Consider the following 26734-nt stretch of genomic DNA (forward strand, 5'->3'; position numbering starts at 1 on the left):
TTACAGGAACCTGGTCACCGGCTTTGAATAATACCGCTACGACGACCTATACCTTCACGCCAACGGTTGGACAATGCGCGAATACGGCTACCATGACGATTACGGTGAATCCCAGTATCACCCCAACGTTTACACAAGTCGCTGCAATCTGTTCCGGTGCTACTTTAGCTGCTTTACCAACGACTTCTAATAACAGTATAACGGGAACTTGGTCGCCTGCATTGAACAACACCGCAACGACTACTTATACGTTTACCCCAACAGCCGGTCAATGTGCTAATACAACAACGATGACGATTACGGTGAATCCTAGTATCACCCCGACATTTACGCAAGTTGCAGCTATTTGTCCCGGAGCTAGCTTTACTGCTTTACCCGCGACGTCTACTAATAATATTACGGGTACCTGGTCTCCTGCCTTAAATAATACAACGACGACCACGTATACCTTTACGCCAACAGCCGGTCAGTGTGCTGTAAATGCAACCATGACGCTTACCGTAAATTCTTATTTATCGGGTTTGAGAACAGTGACAATTTGTGCTGGTAGTAGTTATACGTTTAACGGGATTACCTATACAACGTCAAATAATACCGCAAAAGATACTCTGGCTAATGCGAATAGTTGTGATAGTATCCTTACCCTGAACCTTACTGTACTGCCTTTGAATGCACACACGCAAACCGTTACGGAATCGGGTTGTGGGGTAGTGGTACATAATGGAACAACCTATAATAACAGTACAGTACTGCGAGATACGCTGTATAGTCAATACGGATGTGATAGTATTTATCGTGTGACCAATATTGCTGTATATCCACAAAATGGTTTGGCAGTCTCTAAAGATACTTTTGGTTGTAACAAATTGGTTTATGGTGGCAAAACCTATCTCAGAGACACGGTATTGATAGATACACTTCGCTCCACAATCGGTTGTGACAGTATTTACAACACGGTACGCATTCATATTCAGAAGATATATCTTAACCTTAGCTTAAATCCGGAAATGCCTTATGAAGGAGAATATTTTATGATCCATACGGAAAATACGGAATCTGATCCTTATACTATTGTATCATGGAGTTCGGCCAGCCTGTTTGCTGATCAAACACTAAAAAGCCAACAGTTGGCGCTGCAACAAAATACGACAGTTTCTGTGATCGGTATAACCGCGGCCGGTTGCCGGGATACTGCAACGCTTCCTATTGTGGTCAGGCCATACCGTAAGGACGTTATGATTCCAAATGCTTTCTCGCCAAACGGAGATGGCAGGAACGATGTCTTTAAACCGGTACTGGCTATTGACAGAGCCTATAACCTAACTGATTTTAAAATCTTTAACCGATGGGGACAGGTGGTGTATACGACTTCTAATATCAATGCGGGTTGGGATGGTACTTCTTTTAATGGAAGTTTGCAGCCGCAAGATGTCTATTACTATACTTTGATGATCATATTTATGGATGGCACTAAGCAAGTATTTAAAGGGGATGTAACCCTGATTCGATAATAAGATTTCTTAATTTCTTTTAGATAAAATGCCCGTCTGGTTTATACACCGGACGGGCATTTTATTTGTCATCATTTTCTTTAAGTGGATAGGCTAATGTGGCTTGCTTTTTAGGGGATAAAAGCAATGATTACGAATGGATTTGGTATAGATTATTTTTTAATAAAAGTGGGTAAATATTCTTTCTTTTGTTTTTCAAATATTATATTTGAGTATATAAACCCTGTTGATATGATAAAATTTATACATTCCAGAAGGCTAATATTGGCTATTTGGGCCATGTTGCTTTCCCCTTATACTTTTGCTCAAAAAGAAGCTGCAGAAGGGATGCATTCTGTTGAAGGCAATTACACTTCTTTTAAGGAGCGGAAAAAAAGCGACCATATATACTGGCAACAAATGAACGATGCGCGTTATTACAATCATCCTGAATTTGGCCGTCTGCCCGAGGGAGCTCCTTGTACTGATTGTATCGAGATCTATGGTAAGCGGAACACAGATGAACGCTACTTTGTAGATATAAAGGATACGCATAAATATTACCTGCAAAAAGCTTTAGGGGAAATTAATGAGCAGATCAATGGGACCTGGAGGAGTATAGAACATGATTTGCAGCCTGCAGGTGCTGGGATATATCGCTCAAAATTCAGGTCTGAACCGGTAAGTATTAATGTACATACCAAACAAGTGACTATAGAAACGGCTTTGGGCGCCATGAACTTTAGTAACTGGAGTTTATGGCTGAAACGTAATAATCAGCTCGTACAGGTTGCTCAACCGGACTGGAGTGATGTGAGCTTAGGGGCAGACGGTATGTATATCAAAAATGTATTTGAGGGGATAGATGCTGAAGTGAAGGTATATCGCGGTGCTACTAAAACCAATTTTATTATAAAATCCAATCAGTATGGACAATATGAGCAGCTCATCTTTAGAGATGCTTTTAATGAAGCGACAAATACCAAATTGAGTTTTGAAGAGCATCCTAACGCGACGATGGGTGTGGGTAAGCTTAAAGTATGGTATCAAGGAAAAGATGCCTTAACAATCAATGAAGGTATTGCTTATGCCAAAGGTGGTGGTAAAGAACTGGTGATTAATCTGCCGTATGTTATTGCAGACAATCAAATGGATGTGCTGGTAGACGGGCAGTGGATCAGGGATCATATTGGTCAATACACTTTGGTCGTAGATCCTTTGGTGACCGGATCTGGTACTCTGGCTCAGGCGGCCATTACCGGATCGATGTATAACGGTTCCTGTAATTTTACGAATTCCTGCAATTATACCTTGAATGTTACGCAGCCGGCCAGCAGTACCATAACCAATATACAATGGACCTTTACGTATACTGCAGCCGGCTCCTGCTGGTTGTATGATGGGGCAACCCGGTTTACAGCAGGCACCTGTGTCAGTCCCGGCACCGCAGGTTACTATTGGTTCTGTAACCAGATTGGTACAGGTACTTGTACCGGAACGAACGTTCCTATATATACTGAACTGGCATCTTGCTTGCCTCCTCCTTCCTGCAATACCCAAATAATTCCTTTCGGGATGCAGTTTTTCAGGAGTTGCTGGGGGAGTACCGGCTGTAACAATACCTGTATCGGAGCAGGATCGCCATGGGTCATGACCCTTACCGGGCAGACGATAGATTTTACCAATCCGACGAATGCAATTACCCTATCCCCAACCGCTATTTGTACGGGAGAATCGGTAACGGCTACTACTGTTGCTTCGGGCGGGGTTCCGGCCTATACCTATAGCTGGAGCTTAAATGCCTCAGGTACTCCGGTAGTGGGTACCGGTGCTACGGCAACCTTCCCGATTAATACTGCAGGCACACAAACCGTTTATGCTAAAGTGACCGATCAGTGTGGCAATAATGTGCAAGCCAGCAAAAATATTGTGGTCACGCAAAGTGTTGTGCCAGCCTTTAATCAGGTACCACCTATATGTGTTGGTGCGAGTATTGCACCATTACCATCTACTTCTACAAACGGGATTAATGGTACCTGGTCGCCGACGCTGAGCAACGCTGCAACAGGAACATATACCTTTACGCCAGCCGCAGGCCAATGTGCAGCGCCTACAACCATGACCGTTGTGGTGAATCCGATACTGACCCCGACCTTTACCCAAGTGCCTCCGATTTGTATCGGCAGTAACTTAGCGGCATTGCCTACGACCTCGGGAAATGGCGTGACGGGCACCTGGTCGCCGGCGATGAATAATACGACCACCACAACCTATACGTTTACACCTGCAGTGGGTCAATGTGCAACCGGCACAAGCATGACTATTGTGGTCAATAATAATGCCCTTCCAACCTTTACACAAGTGGCCCCTATTTGTAGTGGAGCACCTTTGGCGGCCTTACCTACTAATTCCAATAACAGCATCACCGGAAGTTGGGCACCTGCTCTGAATAATACAACGACGACCACTTATACATTTACGCCTACGGCCGGTCAATGTGCCTTACCTACTACGATGACCATTGTAGTAAACCCCAACATTACACCGGTATTCAATGCCACCGCACCTATTTGTCAAGGTGATGTCCTAAACTTACCGACGACGGCTACCAACGGCATTACCGGTACCTGGTCGCCGGCAATGAATAATGCGATAACGACGACTTATACCTTTACGCCTACTGCAGGAATCTGTGCCCCTTCGGTGACTAAAACAGTTGTGGTTAAGCCCAAAACTTATGGGGTACAGCATGTAATTATCTGTAATGGCGATAGTTATACTTTTAACGGGATCGTATATACAAGCTCTAATACCACTGCTTTAGATACCTTCATCAATGCTGCGGGTTGCGATAGTATTGTTCGCTTAGATCTTGATGTGAAACCTGTAAATCCGCAAATTGTACAAGCCAATATCGGTGGTTGTGTGGAAGTGGTTTATCAGGGAACGACCTATCATACCAGTCAGATTTTGCGGGATACATTATACAGCCAATACGGTTGTGATAGTATCTATAATATTACCAATATCATCGTGCATCCTGAATACGGTAACCTGGAAAATACCTATCTTCTTGGTTGTGGTAAACTTACCTTCCAAGGATTTACTCATACAAAAGATACCCTTGTAAAAGATACCCTGCGCTCTGTTTACGGCTGTGACAGTATCTATAAGATGACATATATTACGATAGAAAATTTTGACCTGAGGGCATTAGTGAATCCGGAAGATCCCTATGAAGGAGAATATTTTCATATCAATACCTATAATGAAGAGGGGATTCCTTATGAAGCCATTTCCTGGACACCGGTCAACTTATTTACCGATCAGACGCTTGCGGCACAGCAGTTGTCTCTGAACCAACCGGCCAATGTAGTGATCACCGCGAAAAGTGCCAGGGGCTGCCTTGATACCGCGAAGGTGAATATTGTTTTGCGTTCGTATAAAAAAGATGTTTTCATGCCGAATGCATTTTCTCCGAACGGAGATGGCCGTAATGATGTGTTTTATCCGAATCTGGCCATTGACCGTGCCTATAATCTCATCGATTTCAAAATATTCAATAAGTGGGGACAGGTATTATTTGCAACCGATAATGCACAGAAAGGCTGGGATGGTACATTCAAAGGGCAAGTGCAAGGGCAGGGAGTATACTTTTATACTTTGGCCATTGTCTTTATGGATGGCAGCCGCAAAGAGTTTAAAGGAGACATTACGCTGTTAAGATAGCGCGATGGTATTTATAGGTTTTAATAAATAGTAAAAGAAGGCGCTTATGGAGATCATAAGCGCCTTTTATTTTTGTCCGTATATTTTTTAGTTGGATACCTGTGCATAAATGCCCGGTTACAGAAAGCGGATTTCATATTTGGTCTGTCCTTGTTTAGGGTCTTCTTCCCGGACTTTTTCTTTAGAGATCTGCATTTTTACTGCATTACGCGTGATTTTAATATCCTCTTCCTGCTCTTCGATGACTGTAGCACCCGTTTTGAAATAGGTTTTTATCCTGCTAAAATCGTTAGGGCTAAATACTGTAAGGTAGCCGCTCAATGTTCCGGCTGGATCGGTATCCACGTTGATATACGTGGCTTTACTATCAGGAGGTAACATCAGAACTTTTGCGATAGGTACGGGTAATTTTTCGGTGCCTGAGGTTTCCCGGTAATAATAATTCATGCCCCCTTTATCATTGGCGATGCCATCAAACTGAGTACTAGTTTCATAAAGCGTCACCACATAAATACTGATGAGGATGATGGGAATGCCTATAGCCAGGCATATCAGAAAAATTTTGATCTTGGGTTTACTACTTAGCAAGAAAAATATTGAACTCATAAATAATGTATGCTTTGTTTGCGCCTTTAAATTTGATCCTGTTTTGAAAATTGGTTTAGGTATGACTGGCTACTATATATGCTCCGTATTAGCTTAAAAACTATTGTCAAATATGATCTGTGGATTCTTTTCGTATAGTCGAAGCATAAGATTGCTGTATTCATAGTTATTACCGGTGATGACTAATGTATGATTGCTGGATAAGGTACCGATACGGATATGCTGTCCGGGGCTTCTCGAAATACTGGATATACGTTTAACGGTCTTAATGTTATGGATCGGAATAGATAATGCAGATAGCAATTTAAAAAAAGTTACGGTATCGCCATGAAAGATATAAGTAGGGAGGTATTTATTAAAAATAAAAGTCTGTTCATTCTGAATGTGTAATGCCTCCATATCAGCATCGTTCAACGTTCTGATTACGGGTATATACCGTTTGCAAAAATGCAGGAGAACTAAAGCAAAAGGTATCATGATCAGCAAACAGAGCGCAAATGTGACCGCTGCATATTGATAACTGTCCATCATTCTTTCTGCATATCGTGCCTGCCCTAACAGCGTGCGCCCGAGATTATTGGTTGCTCTTATGGTGACAACCAGCACTACCGCGGGGCCGATGAAAGCGATGAGCAATATTAATAGTAAAAACAACTTCTTTCGGAATCCGATCTGGCCTACAAATGCTTGCTTTTTTTCTTCAAGATAATCTTCCATAAGGGTATTGTGGTTATTTGATTTCCTGTAGCTTCTTTTTTAAATTTTCCATACGTTGTTCCTTAGTGTTATTTTGTTTCTGGCTCCATTTGCTATATATTTTCAGGCCCATACTCAATAAGCCGATCAATAATAAAACCCACCAATATTTTTGAAGGCCGGTTTTGCGGCTATTATCTACTACCGTCTTATCTCCGGTCTTCGCCTCAGTGGGTGGCTCCGGTATGGTGTAGTCTTTACGAATATCAAAAACAGTCCAGGGGCTTAATTCATGATGCAGCAGTACCGCCACGTTCTCCTCTATGTGTTTATTATCTTCGTTAAAAGCCGCTTCCATATCCTCATCAGCCTGTTCTTCCAGCAAGGATACCTGCCAGATCAGATTGCCCAGTTTGTAGTCGGCAACATAGGATTGCCAGCTGGCATAACGGCCAGCGATCATAGGATATATTTGATCCAGCTTTTGCGTCATCTCTTCTTCAGAAATATAACCCAGAATCAGGCTTCTTTTTAATACATTAATAAAACGGGCCATATCCCAGGCCAATATTTTGTTTTCCTCAAATGTCGTTATAGAAAATTCCGGCAAAAGCTCCGGAGATGCATCAAACAATTCCTTTGCATCTTTGCGATGGCCTTCCGTTTGTAACCATTCAAGAATTTTCAGTGCGTCCTGCCGGTTATGAATGTCATAATCCTCGCTTAGCTCCAATGCCTGCTTCGTTTCCTTACTGGCTTTTTGTGTGATTTGATAAATCCAGAAATCACCCGTAAATTCTTCCTTCTCTTTCTGTTCCTCCGCCGGATCGGGTTGGTCGCCGAATAGTTTATCAATCTTCTGAAGCCGTTTGATATGTTTTTGCCATAAAGGAACACTCATATCTAAAACAGAAGCTAGGTCATGTTTCCACATCATGATATCCAATAACAATAAGAAGCGGTATTTAGGTTGATGCAGGTTTTTAGCCATAAGTGTATTGTTTTGTGCGATAAAAATACAGGTTTATAAAGGTACTTTTTGTTTTGCTTTGTTAAATTAGCTGGGTTGTAAAACCTTGTTTATAAGCTATAATGCAAAAAATATAGTTATAAATATTTTCCTTACTTGTGAGATACCGTTTTTTGTGTCAAAAAAAAGCGCAACACATTGTTGCGCTTTTTGTCATTATGATTAAATCTTCTTTATTTGAAAATAAGATAGATTAGTCCTCGCTTTCGGGATTAAGCGTTTTCTTTTCGCCCGGAAACATTACGGAAACCAATACCGAAATAATTAAAACACCGCCTACAATAGCCAGCGAAACCGGCGAGGAAATGTGAAACCAGGGAGCTACCAGCATCTTAATCCCGATAAAGGTCAGGATAATCGATAGGCCATAAGATAGCTTACTGAACATATGGATAAAATTGGATAGTAAAAAGTATAAAGACCTTAAACCCAAAATCGCAAAAATGTTAGAGGTATACAAAATGAACGGATCTTTTGAAATCGCAAAAATCGCGGGAATAGAATCTACCGCAAACAGTACATCGGTAAACTCGATTACGGCCACCACCACCAATAAAGGCGTGGCGATTTTAATGCCATTTTGTATCGTGAAAAATTTGTCTCCGTCATATTTATCGCTAACCTTATAGAGTTTTTTAACCAGTTTTGCGCCTACAGAATCACTGAAATCCTGATCATCTTTATGATCGTTTCCGCCCCAGGATTTGATACCGGCAATAGCCAGGAAGATCCCGAATAAAGTCAGGACAATATTTATTTTTACGGCCTGCCCAAAGATTTCCATTTCAGGAAGGAACGTAAGGTTAATGATGCCGACACCGGCAAAAATGAAGATCGCTCTAAAGATAAGGGCACCAATAATACCCCAGAAGAGTACTTTATGGTGTAGGAATTTAGGCACTTTGAAATAGCCAAAGACCAGGATGAATACGAACAAGTTATCGACAGACAATGCTTTCTCTATCCAATAAGCGGCCTGAAACTCTGTAAATTTATCCAATGCCACTTTATGTCCGCCGGCATCATGGTTAAATACCCAGTAAACAACACCGGAAAAAATCATGGAGAGTGATATCCAGACAACACTCCAGATCGTGGCTTCTTTTGAAGAAACCTCATGGCTTTTTTTGTTAAAAATTCCTAAGTCCAGAAGTAGCATAATTACTACTACGATAGCGAATCCCCATACAAGTCCGGGATGTCGTGCTAAAATGTTTGTTTCCATTATATTGTGTTGTTACGAATTGATGATATCCTGTCTGTTATGCTAAAATGCCGTATAGTCTTTCCGGTTAAGGTTCAGCCGGATGCCTGAGTAGAAGTAAGTGGATTTTTGTTCGGGTAAAATATTATGCTCGAGCGCATAGGAACGGTGTGTACCACCGAGGTCAAAATTAAGATTAGGTGCAATTTCGTAACTGATGTTCAGGCTTAGGGAAAGACCAGTTGCTTTAGCACCATGAATCATTTTAACTCCGAAGATGCCCGGTATGTTCTGGCTGTATGATTTGGATAGATCGTTCCCGAAATTAAGGTTACCGGTATCGACACCTTGCTGATAATACAAGGCCTTGGCATTGATCTGTAAACGGGCCGTAGGCCGATAATTGGCTATAAATACCAGTTCCCGGAAACCGGCGCCCAGAGGATGTGCCAGGGGCAGATTGTTATTCGTAAAATTGGATGCGATATAGCCACTATTATCCTTTTCCAGGTGTTGGAAGGTATAAGGGCGTACCACATTGCCCTCAACTTGCAGGTCAAGATTGTCGACCGTAAAAGCATCATAATATTTCAGACCCAGTTGAGCACCCCATTTATTATGCATATAGCCATTGTTGGCAAAAAATTCTTTTGCTGTAAACTCATTGAGTAGAAACTGTCCATATATTCCCAGTCCTCTTACCGGTATCGCCTTGGCATTGATACCTAAGGCTACCTTATCGGGGCTGCCGAGGCTACGCTCAATGGCACGATAAAAGATCAACGGATTCATATATCCGGCTTCAAAATGATTGGTTCTGTTAAAGACGACCATTTCGTATAAACCGATATTGAGCCATCGGGTCACATTTGTACTTAAGTGATGGGCAGTTGCATATTTATAGCCGCCACTATAATTCGTCAGGTTATTGCCCGGAATATGATGATCGGCGCTGAGCCGCATATAGAGATTGTCGTATTGGAATTTCCATACTTTGGTACTCAGTTTTGCATACCATACCGGTCCGGAAAAGTCGGATAGGATCAGGCTTCTGTAGCCATCTCCGATTTTTTGATAATCGTAACCCACGCTGGCACTAATATAATTGCGCAAGACACTGGCATTTATGGCGCCTGTTGGTAAGATATAATCGTACGATCCGTTTGCCTGCTGCTTATAGTCATGCACACCAATCAGGGTATTACGGTTTTGATTGTAAGCGGCATAATAACTTACCGGCTCTTCATGCACATACCTGAAATTAAGGTCTGCACCGATAATATCTTTATATTTTACACGGATGCGTGCGCCGGCGGCATACTGATTCCGGAATACCTTTTCCTGTGGTGTCGTTTCATAAATACCCTGATAACCCAGTACAGGGTTTGCACTCAGGAAAAAATTACGACTGTTATGATATATAAAATCTGTTTTCTTTTTATAAAAAGTCCCCATGACCGGGTTTCTGGAATCCAGTGCCCCATCTCCATCTTCCGATGCCCATTCCCCGTTTTGGCTCAGGTAACGGCTCATCAAAGCATTATCCACATTACTCCATCCTCTTTTTAAATTGATGCGTTGGGCATCTTTAATATACAAGGCTACATCTTTTCTGGATAAGGCTTGTGTGCTCAGGTGCAGATAATCGGAGAAGCTGCCCGACAGTGTTTCGATACGGTTTAAAAAACCATAGGTGCCGTCGTTGATGTCCACATGGGCACTTTGCGCATACGTAGAAACGCCGCTGGCAAGGCCGAGGCAAGTCAAAAGTAAAGTGTTTCTCAATTATATCCGGTTTTGAATGATTGTCGTGGTCTGCAAATTACAAAATAAAAAGGATGCTACAGCAGAAGATGTACAATCGTATAAATCACTAAACCCACCAGGCCTCCAACAAGCGTTCCGTTTACGCGGATAAACTGCAGGTCTTTACCTACTTCCAGTTCCAGCTTCTCGCTCAGGTCTCTTCCCTGCCAGGTACCTACTGTATTGCTAATCAGTTCTCCCGCTTTAGATTTGTTTTTAAGAATAGCTTTATAGGCATTATACCGTATCCATTTATTCGTATTGCTGCTAAAGGTTTCGTCCGTACTAAATGTTTCGGAAAGATCCTGTATGGCTTTGGCGATGTATTGCTTCAATCCCGATTGCTCCGCATTTAAGCCTTCGAGCAGACTCGATTTTATATTGCTCCAGATATCTTTGGCCATATCATCTGTTTTCTCCGAAGCCAAAAGATCCTGTTTCAGCGCGTTCAAATCCTGCTCCCAATTCGGTTTTACCTTTATATCATTAGCCAGTTGCAAGAGCTGGTTTATAATGTCCTGCCTTACCTTATGCTGTTTATTTAGCTCGATCTCTTCAAAATAGCGCGACAGGCCATTAGTGATCTTCTTCGCAATCAGATTGTCTACAAATCCCGGAATCAAGGCAGAACTTTCTTGTTTTACCCTTTCCCGTACCATAGGTTCGTTTTCGGTGATATATACTTTTAGCTTTTCTGCAATAAAGCTGATGATTTTTTCCTGCGCACCTTTGTCGATCAAATACACAATACCATTAGCGAGGAGTGTATTTACATTGATTGTATTCAGGAATTCCTTTCCTTTTTTGGCGATCATCTCCGAAATAAACCGGTCATCCAGCTGACTAACGATTTTATGTAAAAAACCGGAAGATTCCTTTAGCAGCAAGGTTTTGTTTTGTTCCTTTTGCAACCATTCTGCGATATACCTGGCGATATCCAGCTTTAGGATATAGGGCTTAATGTTTTCCGGGGTCAGGAAGTTGTCTACGACAAAACTGCCCAGATTATCCCCGATCCTTTGCTTACTGTTTTCGATTAAGTTAGTATGCGGGATGCGCAATCCCATAGGGTAGTGGAACAGCGCCGTCACGGCAAACCAATCAGCCAGTGCACCCACCATAGCGGCTTCTGCAAACGCTTTTACATAACCCATCCATTCCTGCGCATATTGTTTTTGCAAGACCGTCATCCCGATGAAGATCACCATCATCAGCAGGAAGAGGCCGGTAGCGAAAAATTTATATTTCCGGAGTTGAACTTTTTTTGCAGCATTCGTCATAAAACGGTGGTGTTGTATATTGGTAAAAATAGCGTAATTCTTTTTGATTCCGGACTTAGTATAAATGTAAAAACCAAAAGATATACGTCTTTTGGTTTGAAATGTTCTAATATTCTTTGCTTTCGATATTCCAGTGATCAAACAGCAAATTGAGGTAATAATTTTCTTTTTTTGTGATGATCTTGTCTGCTTTGATCAGTTTGATGGCAAATTCAATGAAATCCAGGCGTTCTTTTTCTGTAGCATCGTCATAGAAGTCATCCATGTATCTTAAAAAGTGTGCTTCCCAGTCTTCGGGTTCCAGAGAACTGATTTTTTCCATCTCTTTATCCAGGCTGATGTGGAAAGGAAACTCCTGTACAAGGTATTCCCTAATAATAAGGTCTCCGTCAGGATTGAACTTAAAATCAATGGCAGAGAGGATCATGAGTAGGTGGTACCCCGCAATAGTTTTATTCGTTCGTCGGTGCATATATGTGTGGTGTTATTTTAAATAAAATTATTCATAATGAGGTTGAGGTCGGTATATTTCAGGTCAAATCTTTTCGCAATATGAGGATTAGTCACCATTCCTTTATACAGATATACGCCATTGCGGATACCGGATTTGGTTTTGAGTAGATAGTCTACGCCACCTTTCCCGGCAATGTCCAGAACAATGGGCATCAATACATTACTGATGGCCTTTGAAGCAGTACGGGCTACTCCCGAAGCAATGTTGGGTACACAATAATGAATCACATCATATTTGGTAAAGACCGGATTGTCATGTGAAGTAGGCCGGGAAGTCTCTACACAGCCTCCACGATCAATACTTACATCGATGATCACAGAACCGGGCTTCATAGAGGCCACCATTTCTTCTGTAATCACCAGAGGCGTTACCCCGTTTACCGGTTTTAAGGCGCCGATCACCACATCGGCTTTGATCAATACCTTTTTTAATTCGTTGGGATCAATTACAGAAGTATACAGCCTTTGGCCTACATTATTTTGCAGCCGCATCAACCGGTAGATAGAATTGTCGAAGACCATTACGGAAGCACCCATGCCCAAAGCAGTACGCGCAGCCGATTCCCCTACAATCCCTGCACCGATAATCACCACCTGAGCAGGAGGGACGCCCGAAATGCCGCCTAATAAGACCCCGACACCATTGTGTGGGTTACTTAAATATTTGGCCGCCTGGATGATGGCAGAGCTTCCCGCGATTTCGCTCATAGAGCGCACAATAGGGTAGGTGCCGCTATCATCTTTGATAGAGTCAAAGGCAATAGCGATTATTTTCTTATTCACCAGTTGTTGCATCATACTGGCTTTCAGGAACGGAAGATGAATAGGAGAGATAACCACCTTACCCGCTTGCAGCAGGCAGATTTCTTCCTGCGAGATCGGCGCTGATTTAATCACGATGTCCGACTGGAAAACCTCGGCCTTATCATAAGTGATCTTGGCCCCGGCTTCGCTAAAGTCCTTATCGGAATAATAAGCGTGCTCTCCCGCATTATGCTCTACAATTACTTCATGTCCGTTCTGGATCAAAACAGAAACCGCATCTGGTGTAAGGGCGATTCGGTTTTCTGAAAAAGTATCTTCTTTCGGTATCCCAATAAACAACTGTTTTTTTCTTGGAATAATCTCTATCGTCTCTTCCAAAGGGATGTACGAAAAGGAAGAAGAAATTTTTACCCTGGTCGACATAATGTTGTAAGTATATTAGGGATTAAAAGTAATGTTCTCCCTGAAATATAGCAAATATTTTATGGAATTTTAAAATAATTGCAACATTTTGTTTCTCATTAAAATAATACCTTCGCAGGGTACAAAAATGACCTATTCCTTTGCTTAAATTAACCCAAAGTCAAAAACTACTCCAGAAGCTATCGCCGCAACAAATACAATTCATTAAATTGTTGCAGGTACCTACGGCCAATTTAGACGAAAAGATAAAAGAAGAACTGGAAGCAAACCCTGCACTTGATGTAGGTGCAGAGCCCCAGGAAGAAGATCCTTATCATTTATCGGATAACTACGATAGTGAAGGAGCGCCTGTAGTGAAAGAGGAATCAGATACAGATCATAATACAGAAGATATCTCTGATTATTTAATGGATGAGTCGGATAACCTGTCGGATTATCATGTCCGGGAGCATAATGATGATGAGGAAGATAGCCGCGAAGCGCCGATCCGCGAAGAGTCTACTTTTCACGAATACCTGCTGAGCCAGGTTGGCTTACTAGACCTGGAGCTTCAGGATACCCAGATTGCAGAACAGATTATTGGCAGCATTGATGATGATGGTTATTTGCGCAGAGATGTGATGAGTATTGTAGATGACCTGGCCTTTAACCGGAATATCTATGTGTCAGAGGCTGATGTATATCGTATATTGAAGTTGATCCGTGAATTTGATCCTGCCGGTGTGGCCGCTTCTGATTTGCAGGAATGTTTACTCTTACAGCTGGACAAAATTGTTTTGTCTAATCCGGCGGCCAAACATGCCAAGGCGATCCTTACCGATTATTTCGACGAATTTACCCGTAAACATTATGATAAAATAAGACAACAATTGTCTTTAAGTGCCGAGGCATTTAAGGAAGCGATTGGTGTAATTTTGAAACTGACACCCCGCCCGGGTATTGCCTTTTCAAACGGGGCAAAGGAAAATGGATATATCATTCCGGATTTCTTTATCCATAATAATAACGGCGTATTGGAACTAACCCTGAATGCCCGCAATGCACCTGAATTAAGGGTTTCGGAAGAGTATAAAGATATGCTTAAGATCTATGATGCCGGTACGGCAAAGGATCGTAAACAGAAAGATGCGGTAGTGTTTATCAAACAGAAAATTGATGCGGCTAAGTGGTTTATCGATGCCATCCGTCAGCGCCAGCATACGCTCTTATATACCATGAAAGCCATTATGGAGTATCAGTCGGCTTATTTTCTCTCGGGTAATGAATCTTCTTTGCGCCCGATGATATTGAAGGATATTGCCGATAAGATCGCTATGGATATCTCCACCGTAAGCCGTGTGGCCAATAGCAAGTATGTGCAGACCGAATACGGGACCTTCCTGTTGAAATATTTTTTCTCAGAGGCCATTACAACTGATTCGGGAGAAGAGGTTTCGACTTATGAAGTGAAGAACCTGATCCAGGATTTTGTGAGCCAGGAAGATAAGCATGCACCGCTTTCGGATGAGAAACTCATGGAAATGCTTTCTGAGAAAGGATTTCAGGTGGCCCGCAGAACGGTGGCCAAATACCGGGAACAATTGCATATCCCTGTGGCACGCTTACGGAAGCTGGCGTAACAAAGTGGTTAAAGTGTATCGTTTTTTAAGCAATAAAGGATTCTTTCTTCGACCGGGAGACAATCTGAGCTAAGCTAAAATATATCCTTTCATTTTGAATAGAGTACAAACACAGGAGCAATCTGAAAATAATAATATATCAATAAAGAGGCAAAAATGGGTATTCTGTTTTTGCCTCTTTATTTGATGGTCACAATCATCAAACATTAATCTTAGCTTATTTTGATCCGGGCTATTCCCTGACCCATTGCTGAAGCCTTGCTGTATTTGCCGTAAGGCTACCGATCATAAAAGATTTATTGTCGCGTAAGGCCTTTGCATCTTCAATACGCTCTTTTACTACGCCTACCCTGCCAATGTAATTGGCATGCATAAAATAACTGCCCGATGCATCTTTCAGGATATACCCGGTGTGGAAGTCCAGCCCGATGATATAAACAGAATTGTCCGGCTGCTGTGCCAAATAAGTCCTGAGTTGATCAAATTGCGCAAACCTCCTGATCCCGACACAAAGTGTTTTGATCATTTCTGAAGACACCACCTGGGCTAGTTTGATACGTTGTATGTTAAACCCCAAATCGCTTAGGGTATTGGTTACGAAATAACCGCAGGCAATAGTACCCACTCCCGGTTGCCGGCTGGTGCCGTTAAAATCCCAGGGTGTTCCTTTCCAGTACGCATAAATATCTTTATTTAACCTTGTGTACAGATAGTTGGAAATACTATCCGGGGTATTTTCTTTCAGCTTGTTTTTGTCAGCCTGGACGGCCTGCTTAAACGTGGTGTAAGTTGTATAACTGGTATCGTCAGGTAGTGGAAGGCCCTCTTTTGAGGAAGCGGGGAGTGCTGCCGAAGCTCCCTTTTGACGGGTTGCGTGGCCTTCTTTGTGATTACAGGCAATCAAAAGAAATAGGAAATAAAGAAAGACATTTTTCATCGGTACCTTTTTTTGCGTAAAAATGACCTTAAGGTAGGCTATATCGGGGACAAAACCGACCACGTTATTGTTTTCAGCCATGCTTAAACTCACTTGGGCTTATCACTATATGCGGTTCCTCTTCCAATACTATTCCTCTTTTACAGATAATACCGACTATCTTTTATATAGGCGATTACCTCATCTTTCACCAGGTATTTAATGCTTTTATTTTCCTTGATCTGCTGGCGGATGAAGGTCGAAGAGATATCCAGCATAGGTGCTTGCAGCACGACTGTCTGTTCCGATAGTTTGTTGCTGACCGGATATTGCGGCCGTTCGTAGACCAAAATGCGGTATTGTTTCAGCAATTGTTCATAATTCTTCCAGCGGGGCAGGTTTTGATAACTATCGCTACCCATAATTACCGAAAATTTCTCTAAAGGAAATTTTTCCTGCAGATAAGTAAGCGTATCTATCGTATAAGAGGGCTTTGGTAGGTTAAACTCAATATTGCTGGCACGGAACTTAGGATTGTCCTGTATGGCCAATTCCACCAAATGTAAGCGGTTATATTCATTCAACAAGGAACTTGCCGGTTTCAGGGGATTATGCGGCGACACCACAAACCAGATCTTGTCCAGGTCGCTGTGTTCTATAATATGGTTTGCAATAATTAAATGCCCTACATGTATGGGGTTGAAACTTCCGAAGTAAAGACCGATATTCACTGGATCCGATATTGTTTTTAAGGTTATTGTGAAGAGACTTCTACCCAGATGGTCGCAGCATCTGCTTTTCTGATACTCAGGACATAGCCCGATACATTGATCGCCATCGGGTCGCCCATTGGAGCAATATGATCCACGATAACCGAGTGGCCTTCTAAAAATCCCATTTCCATCAATTGTACCAGTGTATCGCTGGCTTCTATCTTCTTAATGGTCGCAACCTGACCTTTCTGAACCTGGGAAAGTAGTATCATCATACCGCACAAATTATTTTCGCGAAATTAAGGCTATTTGGTCTGACCGCCAATCTTAAATTTTAAATAATGTTCGTAAAAATGGTTACTTTCGCAGCTGATAACACACACTAACGTTTACCTTAATGAGTATTCATAATAATTATGTAGCCATAATGGCGGGCGGCATCGGAAGCCGTTTCTGGCCGGAGAGCAGGCAGCATTTGCCGAAGCAGTTTTTGGATATTTTAGGTACCGGACGCACATTTATTCAGGATACATACCAGCGCTTTAAAGACATTTGTCCCAAAGAGAATATTTATATTGTTACCCATCATTCTTACGAAGACCTGGTTAAGGAACAAATTCCTGAAATAGACCCGGCCAATATTATTAAAGAACCTTATCGTAAGAATACCGCACCTGCAGCGGCTTATGTAAGTTATAAATTACAGGCACTTAATCCTAAAGCTAATATTATATTAGCGCCTGCCGATCACCTGATCCTGGATCAGAGGACTTTTGAAAGGACTGCTTTTCAAGGTTTGGATTTTGCCTCAAAAAACGATGCCATTCTTACTTTTGGCATTCAACCCACCAGAGCCGATACGGGTTATGGGTATATTCAATATCAAAAAGACGATTTACAAGACGGTGTGAGTAAGGTAAAAGTATTTACAGAAAAGCCCGATATAGAACTGGCAAGGGTATTCCTGAAGTCCGGCGATTTTGTATGGAATTCCGGTATTTTTGTATGGAATGTAAAAACCTTTACCGATGCCTTTAAAATACATCAGCCCGAAATGGCCGAAGTATTCGAGCAGGCAGCCTCTTCGTATAATGTACCTAAGGAATATGCAGTGATGGAGCGTTTGTATACACAATGTACCAATCTGTCGATCGATTATGGTTTGATGGAGAAGGCTTCCAATGTATATGTTATTCCTTCTAATTTTGGTTGGAGCGACTTAGGCACTTGGGAATCCGCTTATGAGCATTCGGATAAAGATTATTTGGGCAATGCAGCCGGTAGCGGCAACATTATGGTCGTGGATGCGGCAGAATGTATGATAAAATCTGATAAAGATAAATTGGTCGTGGTGCAGGGATTGCAAAATTTTATCGTTATCGATACGAAAGATGTCTTATTGATTTGTGAGCGTTCTAAGGAACAGCAGATCAAAGATTATGTAGCAGAAGTAAAACGTAACCTCGGAGAAAAATATCTTTAAGTAGTGCAGGGTACATTATCCTGACCATAAGATATCAAAACCATTAAAAAAGAAAAAAATAAACAACATATACAATGCTTCCTAAATTCAAAAGAGTTCTTGTAAAACTTTCCGGAGAATCGCTGATGGGCGATAAAAACTATGGATTAGATTCCACCATGCTGAGCAATTACGCACAGGATATTAAAGAAGTGGTAGAATTGGGCGTAGAGGTAGCAATCGTTATTGGTGGTGGTAATATCTATCGTGGAATGAACGAGAAGGAAACCGGAATCGAGCGGGCACATGGCGACTACATGGGTATGCTGGCTACGGTGATCAATGGCATGGCTTTGCAGGCCTCTTTAGAAAAAATCGGTGTGAAAACCCGCTTACAATCTGCTCTGGTTATGGATCAGGTAGCTGAACCCTATATTAGACGCAAGGCCATCAGACACCTGGAAAAAGGGCGTGTGGTTATTTTTGGTGCCGGTACCGGTAATCCATATTTTACAACAGACACTGCAGGTTCTTTAAGAGCTATTGAGATCAATGCAGATGTGATCTTAAAGGGAACAAGGGTAGATGGTATTTATACCGAAGATCCGGAGAAAAATCCTGATGCCGTACGGTACGAAAGAATCTCTTTTGATGATGTGATTGCCAAAAACCTGGCGGTAATGGATTTAACAGCCTTTACTTTATGTAAAGAAAATAACCTGCCGATCATTGTATTTGATATGAATAAAAGAGGTAATTTGTCTGAGGTAGTATCCGGTAAAAACGTGGGTACGATCGTTAATAAAGGCTAATTTATTTTTAGGATATTTATAATATGACTAAGAAAGACCGCTACCAATTTGTAATTGATTATTTTTCAGTACACGCGCCCACTGCGGAGACGGAACTGATCTATGATAATCCATATCAATTATTGGTAGCGGTTATTTTATCGGCACAGTGTACCGATAAGCGGGTCAATCTGACCACACCGGCGATATTCCAGCAATATCCGGGCCCTGAAGACTTGTCTAAGACCACTGTTGAAGAATTGTTTCCCCTCATCAGGAGTATCAGTTACCCCAACAATAAGACCAAACACCTGATCGGTATGGCACAAATGCTGATGCAGGATTTTGGTGGTGAAGTACCAATGACAGTAAATGAACTGATCAGGCTGCCCGGGGTAGGGCGTAAGACAGCCAATGTAATCACTTCGGTGATCGACAACCAACCCAATATGGCAGTCGATACCCATGTGTTCCGGGTTTCGGCGCGTATCGGACTCACGACCAATGCAAAGACACCACTACAGACGGAACTGCAATTGATCAAATATCTTCCCAAAGAGCTGATTCATATAGCCCATCACTGGCTGATTCTGCATGGCCGGTATATCTGCCTGGCACGTACCCCAAAATGTGCTGAATGCGGACTGACATCTGTCTGTAAATATTATCAGAAATCAGCTTAAATTTGTGGTCCGATAACCTAATCGTCCCGATATGGAAAAACTAGACCTGAGCAAAGAATACAAACCCTATTATACTGCCAAAACCCAACCGGAGATCAAAACTTTTGAAAAGGTATTTTACCTTTCAATACCGGGTCAGGGCGATCCTTCCAGTGCCGCATTTGCAGCAGATATACAAGCATTGTATACGACTGCTTATGCCCTTAAATTTAAATACAAAGCAGAGGGTAGGGATTATGTAGTGGCGAAGTTGGAGGGTTTATGGTGGTATGATGAAGAGCAATATCCCAACCTGTCCATAAAAGATACAGCAATTGTCCCCCGTTCGGAGTGGCGTTATCGCTTGCTCCTTCGCCTGCCCGATTATGTGGACGGAGCGTTTGTGGAGCAAATGAAACATGGACTGGCAGCGGAAAAAGCAAATCCACGGATCATAGATGTCGCGTATTTTACCCTTACCGAAGGTAAATGTGTACAAATGATGCACATCGGTCCTTTTGATAAAGAGCCCGAAATATTAGCAATAATGAAAGGCTTTATGGATGCGGAAAACCTGGGCCGTAATGGATTACACCATGAGATCTACCTTTCCGATTTCCGGAAAACAGCTCCCGAAAAGCTAAAAACAATTTTGCGGGAGCCTGTTCGTTAATATGCCGATTTATTTACGAAAGATAAGCATTTCGAAATAAATTTATTTCAGATGATTGTTCATTTTGTAAACCATTTTCTTAATAGCTTCTGTCCTTTTGTTCTCACAAAAAGATGAACAAAAGGGTTGCCGATATGCGGATCGTCATATTATTTTAATTGAGTATCCTCTATTTGGAAATAAAGAGCTAATTATTCTTTTGGTTTCTATTTATCGCTATGCTACCTTTTGCCTTGATGCAAAAGGTACCGCCAAAAAATCAAGGCTGTATAAATCCATGGCTAAAAATCAATGTGTCGGTCGGTCGTAAACCAAACTCGCTGCGCTCAAACAGTGGTTTACGCCTTTATCGACCGAGCCAATGATTTTCTTAACGCCGGATTTATAAGGCCAGTCCTAAACGATCTTTACAGAACGGATCGCTTATTGTTTTCATCACAGCGATAGCAATTTTGTAAGTGTCGTTGCGATTTTTGAGTAATGGATACTCCCTCTAATACTCAAAAATCAATGCACGGAACGCAACAAAATTGTGGTGCGGAGCAATCGCCTTGATGAAAACAGGCATTTTTGGTCCTTTTGTTGCCACAAAAGGACGAACAAAAGGGCTTGTCTACTGCAGATAACCACATTGCTTTATTTAAAATACCGCTTGGGCAATCGTTTTAATATTGTCACTTTTTCCCATAGAATAGAAGTGCAAAGCCGGTACCCCTTGTGCTTTCAGGCTTTTGCATTGCTCAATACACCATTCTACACCCACCTGCTTTACTGCGGCGTTATCTTTACATTTAATAATATCAACCACAAGATCATCAGGCAGGTCTACCTTAAACCGGTGCGGGATCATGCTCAACTGGCTCTTGGTGGCAATCGGTTTCAAACCGGGAATGATCGGTACATTGATCCCGGCAGTACGACATTTGTCCACAAACTGGAAATACTTATCATTATCGAAAAACATCTGTGTGACGATATAGTCCGCACCCGCATCCACCTTTTGTTTCAGGTATAAAATATCCTGCTGTAAACTGGCGGCTTCCATATGCTTTTCCGGGTAGGCGGCAACACCAATATCAAAATTGGTCGGATTGTTCGTTTCCATATACTCGTCAATATAAGTGCCTGCATTCATGGCCTCAATTTGTGCGACCAAATCATGTGCATAGTGGTGCCCGTTTCGCTCAGGTTTAAAATAGATCTCGCTTTTGATCGCATCACCTCTTAAAGCCAGTACATTGCTGATGCCCAGAAAATCCAGATCAATCAGGAAATTTTCTGTATCCTCCTTGTCAAATCCCCCGCAAAGGATATGGGGAATAGCATCTACTTTATACTTACTCTGGATGGCCGCACAGATACCCACTGTTCCGGGTCGCTTACGCACCACCTTTTTTTCCAGCAGACCGTTTTCTTTTTCCAGATACACATATTCTTCCCGATGATACGTTACATCTATAAAAGCAGGATTAAACTCAATCAGGTTATCAATCGTATTATAGATACATTGTACATTTTCGCCCTTTAAAGGGGGCAATATTTCAAAGGAAAACAGGGTATTGCCCTGTGCTTTTTGTATATGTTCGGTTACTTTCATCTTGTTGTTTTAAAAAGAGTCCATAAGGGTAAATTGTTACGCAAGGTTAGGCGCCAACCACTTTTCAGCCAGGGCATAGTCCATATTTTTTCGTTCCGCATAGTCTTTCAGCTGGTCAGTTTTGATCCTGCCCAATCCAAAATATTTGCTGTCTTCATGGGCAAAATAATACCCGCTTACACTGGAGGCCGGCCACATAGCCAGGCTTTCGGTAAGGGTAACCCCAATGTTTTGTTCCACATTCAAGAGGGCCCAGATGGTTTCTTTCTCCAAATGGTCTGGGCAGGCCGGATAGCCCGGTGCAGGGCGCACGCCTTTATACTTTTCTTTAATCAGTTCTTCATTCGACAATACTTCATTGGCGGCATAGGCCCAATATTTTTTACGTACTTCCGTATGTAAATGCTCTGCAAAAGCCTCCGCCAAACGATCAGCCAATGCTTTTACCATAATGGAATTATAGTCATCATGATTTTTTTCATAAGATTCTGCAAGCGCTTCGGTACCAAAACCGGCCGTCACACAAAAACAACCCACATAATCCTGTATACCCGCATCCTTCGGTGCAATAAAATCGGACAAAGCAATATTGGGAATCTTAGCGGCTTTTTTACTTTGCTGCCGTAGCGTATAAAATTTGGCCAAAGGCTCATATTCAGGGCTCAACACTTCAATATCGTCTACTATCGAATTAGCAGGGAAAATACCGAATACTGCTTTTGCTTTTAAGAGTTTCTTGTCGACAATGTCTTTGAGCATGGCCTTCGCATCTATAAATAAATCAGTGGCCTGTTTGCCCACGACCTCGTCTGTAAGGATGTCCGGAAACTTACCATACAGATCCCAGCTTCTGAAGAAAGGAGACCAGTCAATAGTAGCGACCAGGGCATCTAAAGGCTGATTTTCGATCACCTTAATACCTAGAAACTGCGGTTTGATAATCGTTTCTTCATTAAAATTCAGTTGAAGTTTATTGGCCCTTGCCGCCTCAATACCCAAATACTCTTTTTGTGTATTATGGTTCAGGTAGGTATGGCGTATGCGTTCATTTTCGGCTTTGGTTTCTTTAAAATAATTGTCCTGTTGGCTCTCGCTTAAAATGCTGCTTACCACATTCACAGCTCGGGAGGCATCATTTACATGCACCACAATATTATTATATTTCGCATCGATCTTTACCGCTGTATGCACTTTAGAGGTAGTGGCACCACCAATCATCAGCGGAAAGTGTAAGCCTTGTCTTTCCAACTCAGAAGCCACATGTACCATTTCATCCAGGCTGGGGGTGATCAGGCCGCTGAGGCCGATAATATCTGCATTTACCTCTTTGGCCATTTCAATAATCCGTTCGGCCGGCACCATAATGCCCAGGTCTACAATCTCATAATTATTACAGGCCAGAACCACACTCACGATGTTTTTACCGATATCATGTACATCTCCCTTTACCGTGGCCATCAATACTTTGCCGGCACTCGGGCGGGAACGGTCTTTTTCTTTTTCGATAAAAGGCTGCAGATAGGCGACGGCTTTTTTCATCACCCGCGCCGATTTTACAACCTGGGGTAAAAACATCTTACCACTTCCGAACAAATCTCCGACAACATTCATCCCCGTCATGAGGTAGATTTCAATCACTTCCAAAGGCCTTGCGCTTTGTAAACGGGCTTCTTCCGCATCTTCCTCCACAAATTTATCAATACCATTTACCAAAGAGTGGGTAATGCGTTCTTGTAGTGGTAGGTGACGCCAGGCAATATCTTCAATTTTATCTTTTTTGACGGCCTTGTTATGCTCGGCATATTCGATGAGTTTTTCGGTTGCATCTTCATCGCGGTCCAGCATCACATCTTCAATGAGAGCTAAGAGGTCTTTCGGTATTTTATCATATACGACCAGTAAGCTGGGGTTCACGATCCCCATGTTCATTCCTGCCTGAATGGCATGGTAGAGGAACACCGAATGCATCGCTTCCCTCACGGTATCATTACCGCGAAACGAAAAGGATACGTTACTGACCCCGCCACTGACCCCCACACTGGGATAATGTGCTTTGACCCATTTGGTGGCTTCAAAGAAATCGATGGCATTGCGACGATGTTCTTCCAAACCCGTGGCTACGGGGAAGATATTGAGGTCAAAAATAATATCAGTCTCTTTGAACTTGACTACCTGCGTCAGGATATCGTAAGAACGTTTTACAATTTCCAGTCTTCTTTCATAATTATCGGCCTGTCCCTTCTCATCGAAGGCCATCACGATAACCGCCGCGCCATAGCGCTTGACCAGTTTGGCCTGACGGATAAAGGTGGCTTCTCCTTCTTTAAGGCTAATTGAATTGACGATTGGTTTGCCTTGTAGAACCTGAAGACCCGCTTCGAGTATTTCCCATTTAGAGCTGTCGATCATGACCGGAATCCGGGCAATATCCGGTTCGGCTGCAATCAGGTTCAGAAAGTTGACCATGGCGGTTTTGCCATCAAGCAAACCGTCATCCATATTCACGTCTAAGACCTGTGCTCCGCCTTCTACCTGGTCTCTGGCGATTTCCAGTGCTTCATTATAATGGCCGTCCTTGATCAGCCGCAGGAATTTTTTGGAGCCGGCTACATTCGTCCGTTCTCCTATATTGATAAAATTACTTTCCGGTGTAATGACTAAGGCTTCAAGCCCACTTAATTTCAGATGCTTCATTTTTTGTGTTGATGTGTTTAAAGACCTACCGCGATTTTGCGGGGTGCATACTGCCGGGCCAAAGCCGCAATAGCACTGATATGGTCTGGTGTGGTACCGCAGCAACCACCGATAATATTAATCATGCCCTTGTCTAAATATTCTTTTACCTGTGCTGCCATCAGTTCTGCCGTTTCATCGTATTGGCCAAAGGCATTAGGCAAACCTGCATTGGGATAAGCCGAAATGGCGATATCAGTATTGTTGGATAAAATTTCTAAATAGGGAGCCAGTTGTTTCGCGCCCAATGCACAGTTGAAGCCGATGCTTAATAAAGGAAAATGTTCGATCGATACCAAAAAGGCTTCCGGGGTTTGTCCCGAAAGGGTTCTGCCCGAAGCATCGGTAATCGTACCGCTCACCATAATAGGGATCTCAATGCCTCTTTTTTCTTTGACTTCCTCTATGGCGAATAAAGCAGCTTTGGCATTTAGTGTATCGAATACGGTTTCGACCAAAAGCAAGTCGGCACCGCCATCGATTAATCCTTCTACCTGTTCGGTATAGGCTTCTTTGAGCTCATTAAAGGTAATGGCACGGAAGGCTGGGTTATTGATGTCGGGAGACATGCTGGTGGTTTTATTGGTCGGGCCTATGGCACCGGCTACAAATTTTGGTTCGCCCGGATGCGCCTGCATATAAGTCTCGCAGGCCGATTTAGCCAATTTGGCACCTGCTACATTTAATTCATAGGCCAGCGATTGCATGTTATAATCGGCCATCGCTACGGTCGTAGAAGAGAAGGTGTTGGTTTCTATAATATCGGCTCCCGCTGCTAAATATTTCAGGTGGATGGTTTCGATTGCTTCGGGTTGGGTAAGGGACAACAGATCGTTATTGCCTTTCAGTGGGCTGGGCCAGTCTTTGAAGCGTTCGCCCCGAAAAGCGGCTTCGTCAAATTCATATTGTTGTAACATGGTGCCCATGGCCCCGTCCAGAATAAGAATGCGCTCCTGTAATAAGGACTGTATGCTTTTATGATGATTCATTTTTAAAAATGGTTTTGTCCTGATCAGGATATAAAAAAAGCCCATGCATACGCATCCGGCAGCTTTACAGCCTGAAAAAGAATTTATACTATCGTTGAAAATGAAAAGAAATCGGGAGGGAAATGAATACTGTATTATCTATCCGTATACGGTAGAATGTAGCACCTTCTTTATTTTCGATCGAAAATAAAGGGTTGCTAAGGCTTCAGCGGGTCTAATCCCTCTGCCTTTCTTGATAACACTTTCAAACAAAGAACTGCTGCAAATATATCATATAGTTTTAGAACCGCAAATATTATTTAATATCAGGTGCTTTTATAAAATTCTTTTATAGCATAATTGTAAAACAATTTTTGAAGATTTAAGGATTAATGATACATTGTATTAAGTTTTTATCTGCAATTTTATAAAACGATTATTATGGAAACAAAAGAATACAGTAATGGAGAAATTACGGTGCTTTGGCAGGCGGAGAAATGTATCCACTCCGGTATTTGTGTCAAGACCTTACCCAAGGTATACACACCCAAAGAGAAGCCCTGGGTGCATCCTCACGAAGCGGATGCCGCAGCTTTAAAGGATCAGATTGAACATTGCCCTTCGGGTGCCCTGACCTATAGAATGGATAAACCCGCAGACAATGAGCATTAAGGTTGCTGCAGTTATTGGTACGGACTTGTACCTGACTGAAATTAGTTCTGGCGAAAAAAGGATTATAGGAGATGAACCTGTAGATCAGGGTGGCCAGGATAAAGGTTTTAATCCTTATGAATTGTTGGCGGCCAGCCTGGCTTCCTGTACTTGTGCTACGCTCAGGATGTACGTGAACCGAAAGCAATGGGCGGTGTCACAAATAGCAACGGAGGTGACGCTGGAGCGGGATCCCGATACCCAAAGTACACACTTTGAACGGATTATTAGCTTTGAAGGGGCGCTGAGCGAAGAACAGCTACAGCGCTTACTAACGATTGCCAATGCTTGCCCTATTCATAAAATACTGAGTGGAACGATTGAGATTAAGACAAGGTTATAATAAA

At 42.4% G+C, this 26734-nt stretch carries 23 protein-coding genes and 1 riboswitch; of the genes, 9 read left to right on the top strand and 14 right to left on the bottom strand.

Going from position 1 to position 26734, the window contains the following annotated elements:
• A partial coding sequence (locus DBR32_RS07690) for a gliding motility-associated C-terminal domain-containing protein (protein ID WP_148089211.1) occupies positions 1–1511 on the top strand: 1511 nt, incomplete at its 5' end.
• A gap of 231 nt (positions 1512–1742) precedes the next feature.
• Positions 1743–5219 carry a gliding motility-associated C-terminal domain-containing protein gene (locus DBR32_RS07695; protein ID WP_124635736.1) on the top strand — a complete coding sequence of 1159 codons (3477 nt, stop codon included), beginning with the start codon at positions 1743–1745 and terminating at the stop codon, positions 5217–5219.
• Between the two features lie 117 nt (positions 5220–5336).
• Here DBR32_RS07695 and DBR32_RS07700 read toward each other — a convergent pair whose 3' ends face one another.
• The 8 genes from DBR32_RS07700 to DBR32_RS07735 all read right to left on the bottom strand — a co-directional run bounded on the left by DBR32_RS07700 (position 5337) and on the right by DBR32_RS07735 (position 13542).
• Positions 5337–5825, bottom strand: a complete 489-nt coding sequence (locus DBR32_RS07700) for a hypothetical protein (protein ID WP_124635737.1) — start codon at positions 5823–5825, stop codon at positions 5337–5339.
• Between the two features lie 93 nt (positions 5826–5918).
• Positions 5919–6542: a hypothetical protein gene (locus DBR32_RS07705; RefSeq protein WP_124635738.1), complete on the bottom strand. Its 624-nt coding sequence runs from the start codon at positions 6540–6542 to the stop codon at positions 5919–5921.
• 13 nt (positions 6543–6555) lie between these two features.
• Positions 6556–7512, bottom strand: coding sequence for a DUF1266 domain-containing protein (locus DBR32_RS07710; protein ID WP_124635739.1), 957 nt, complete (start codon positions 7510–7512; stop codon positions 6556–6558).
• 232 nt (positions 7513–7744) lie between these two features.
• Positions 7745–8776 carry a TerC family protein gene (locus tag DBR32_RS07715; protein WP_124635740.1) on the bottom strand — a complete coding sequence of 344 codons (1032 nt, stop codon included), beginning with the start codon at positions 8774–8776 and terminating at the stop codon, positions 7745–7747.
• Positions 8777–8818: 42 nt separating this feature from the next.
• Positions 8819–10540, bottom strand: a complete 1722-nt coding sequence (locus DBR32_RS07720) for a hypothetical protein (RefSeq protein WP_124635741.1) — start codon at positions 10538–10540, stop codon at positions 8819–8821.
• 56 nt (positions 10541–10596) lie between these two features.
• The gene (locus DBR32_RS07725) at positions 10597–11841 is read right to left on the bottom strand and encodes a DUF445 domain-containing protein (protein ID WP_124635742.1); all 1245 of its coding nucleotides are present in this window, start codon (positions 11839–11841) and stop codon (positions 10597–10599) included.
• A gap of 106 nt (positions 11842–11947) precedes the next feature.
• A complete protein-coding gene (locus tag DBR32_RS07730) occupies positions 11948–12313 on the bottom strand; it encodes a TerB family tellurite resistance protein (RefSeq protein WP_124635743.1) in 366 nt (121 codons plus the stop codon).
• Positions 12314–12330: 17 nt separating this feature from the next.
• Positions 12331–13542, bottom strand: coding sequence for an alanine dehydrogenase (locus tag DBR32_RS07735; RefSeq protein WP_124635744.1), 1212 nt, complete (start codon positions 13540–13542; stop codon positions 12331–12333).
• A 140-nt stretch (positions 13543–13682) separates the two neighbouring features.
• Between DBR32_RS07735 and rpoN the strand changes: the two genes are divergently transcribed.
• Positions 13683–15161 carry an RNA polymerase factor sigma-54 gene (gene rpoN / locus DBR32_RS07740; protein ID WP_124635745.1) on the top strand — a complete coding sequence of 493 codons (1479 nt, stop codon included), beginning with the start codon at positions 13683–13685 and terminating at the stop codon, positions 15159–15161.
• A 232-nt stretch (positions 15162–15393) separates the two neighbouring features.
• Here rpoN and DBR32_RS07745 read toward each other — a convergent pair whose 3' ends face one another.
• The 3 genes from DBR32_RS07745 to DBR32_RS07755 all read right to left on the bottom strand — a co-directional run bounded on the left by DBR32_RS07745 (position 15394) and on the right by DBR32_RS07755 (position 17065).
• Complete coding sequence (locus tag DBR32_RS07745) at positions 15394–16098, bottom strand: hypothetical protein (protein WP_124635746.1); 705 nt, start codon at positions 16096–16098, stop codon at positions 15394–15396.
• A 140-nt stretch (positions 16099–16238) separates the two neighbouring features.
• On the bottom strand, positions 16239–16808 hold the full coding sequence (nadD, locus tag DBR32_RS07750) for a nicotinate (nicotinamide) nucleotide adenylyltransferase (protein WP_124635747.1): 570 nt from the start codon (positions 16806–16808) through the stop codon (positions 16239–16241).
• Positions 16809–16831: 23 nt separating this feature from the next.
• Positions 16832–17065 carry a ferrous iron transport protein A gene (locus DBR32_RS07755; protein ID WP_199724415.1) on the bottom strand — a complete coding sequence of 78 codons (234 nt, stop codon included), beginning with the start codon at positions 17063–17065 and terminating at the stop codon, positions 16832–16834.
• Between the two features lie 122 nt (positions 17066–17187).
• Here DBR32_RS07755 and DBR32_RS07760 point away from each other — a divergent pair, with 122 nt between their 5' ends.
• The 4 genes from DBR32_RS07760 to DBR32_RS07775 all read left to right on the top strand — a co-directional run bounded on the left by DBR32_RS07760 (position 17188) and on the right by DBR32_RS07775 (position 20378).
• Positions 17188–18273 carry a mannose-1-phosphate guanylyltransferase gene (locus tag DBR32_RS07760; RefSeq protein WP_124635748.1) on the top strand — a complete coding sequence of 362 codons (1086 nt, stop codon included), beginning with the start codon at positions 17188–17190 and terminating at the stop codon, positions 18271–18273.
• A 74-nt stretch (positions 18274–18347) separates the two neighbouring features.
• Positions 18348–19064 carry a UMP kinase gene (pyrH, locus tag DBR32_RS07765; protein WP_124635749.1) on the top strand — a complete coding sequence of 239 codons (717 nt, stop codon included), beginning with the start codon at positions 18348–18350 and terminating at the stop codon, positions 19062–19064.
• 23 nt (positions 19065–19087) lie between these two features.
• The gene (gene nth, locus DBR32_RS07770; protein ID WP_124635750.1) at positions 19088–19726 is read left to right on the top strand and encodes an endonuclease III; all 639 of its coding nucleotides are present in this window, start codon (positions 19088–19090) and stop codon (positions 19724–19726) included.
• Positions 19727–19757: 31 nt separating this feature from the next.
• The gene (locus DBR32_RS07775; RefSeq protein WP_124635751.1) at positions 19758–20378 is read left to right on the top strand and encodes a GyrI-like domain-containing protein; all 621 of its coding nucleotides are present in this window, start codon (positions 19758–19760) and stop codon (positions 20376–20378) included.
• A 640-nt stretch (positions 20379–21018) separates the two neighbouring features.
• On the opposite strand, the gene metF is transcribed toward DBR32_RS07775, so the two are convergent.
• From metF to DBR32_RS07790, 3 genes are read right to left on the bottom strand one after another with little or no spacing between them, the layout of a single operon-like run.
• Positions 21019–21975, bottom strand: a complete 957-nt coding sequence (gene metF / locus DBR32_RS07780; protein WP_124635752.1) for a methylenetetrahydrofolate reductase [NAD(P)H] — start codon at positions 21973–21975, stop codon at positions 21019–21021.
• 36 nt (positions 21976–22011) lie between these two features.
• A complete protein-coding gene (gene metH, locus DBR32_RS07785) occupies positions 22012–24669 on the bottom strand; it encodes a methionine synthase (protein ID WP_124635753.1) in 2658 nt (885 codons plus the stop codon).
• 17 nt (positions 24670–24686) lie between these two features.
• A complete protein-coding gene (locus tag DBR32_RS07790; protein WP_124635754.1) occupies positions 24687–25697 on the bottom strand; it encodes a homocysteine S-methyltransferase family protein in 1011 nt (336 codons plus the stop codon).
• Positions 25698–25828: 131 nt separating this feature from the next.
• Positions 25829–25939: riboswitch (SAM riboswitch) on the bottom strand.
• Between the two features lie 178 nt (positions 25940–26117).
• On the opposite strand from DBR32_RS07790, the gene DBR32_RS07795 reads away from it, so the two are divergent.
• Together DBR32_RS07795 and DBR32_RS07800 are read left to right on the top strand one after the other, a co-directional pair.
• On the top strand, positions 26118–26348 hold the full coding sequence (locus DBR32_RS07795) for a (4Fe-4S)-binding protein (RefSeq protein ID WP_124635755.1): 231 nt from the start codon (positions 26118–26120) through the stop codon (positions 26346–26348).
• Complete coding sequence (locus tag DBR32_RS07800; protein WP_124635756.1) at positions 26338–26730, top strand: OsmC family protein; 393 nt, start codon at positions 26338–26340, stop codon at positions 26728–26730. The genes DBR32_RS07795 and DBR32_RS07800 overlap by 11 nt, the downstream gene beginning before the upstream one ends.
• Positions 26731–26734 lie beyond the last annotated feature (4 nt).

The sequence above is a fragment of the Taibaiella sp. KBW10 genome (genome assembly GCF_003852495.1).
Lineage (GTDB): Bacteria > Bacteroidota > Bacteroidia > Chitinophagales > Chitinophagaceae > Edaphocola.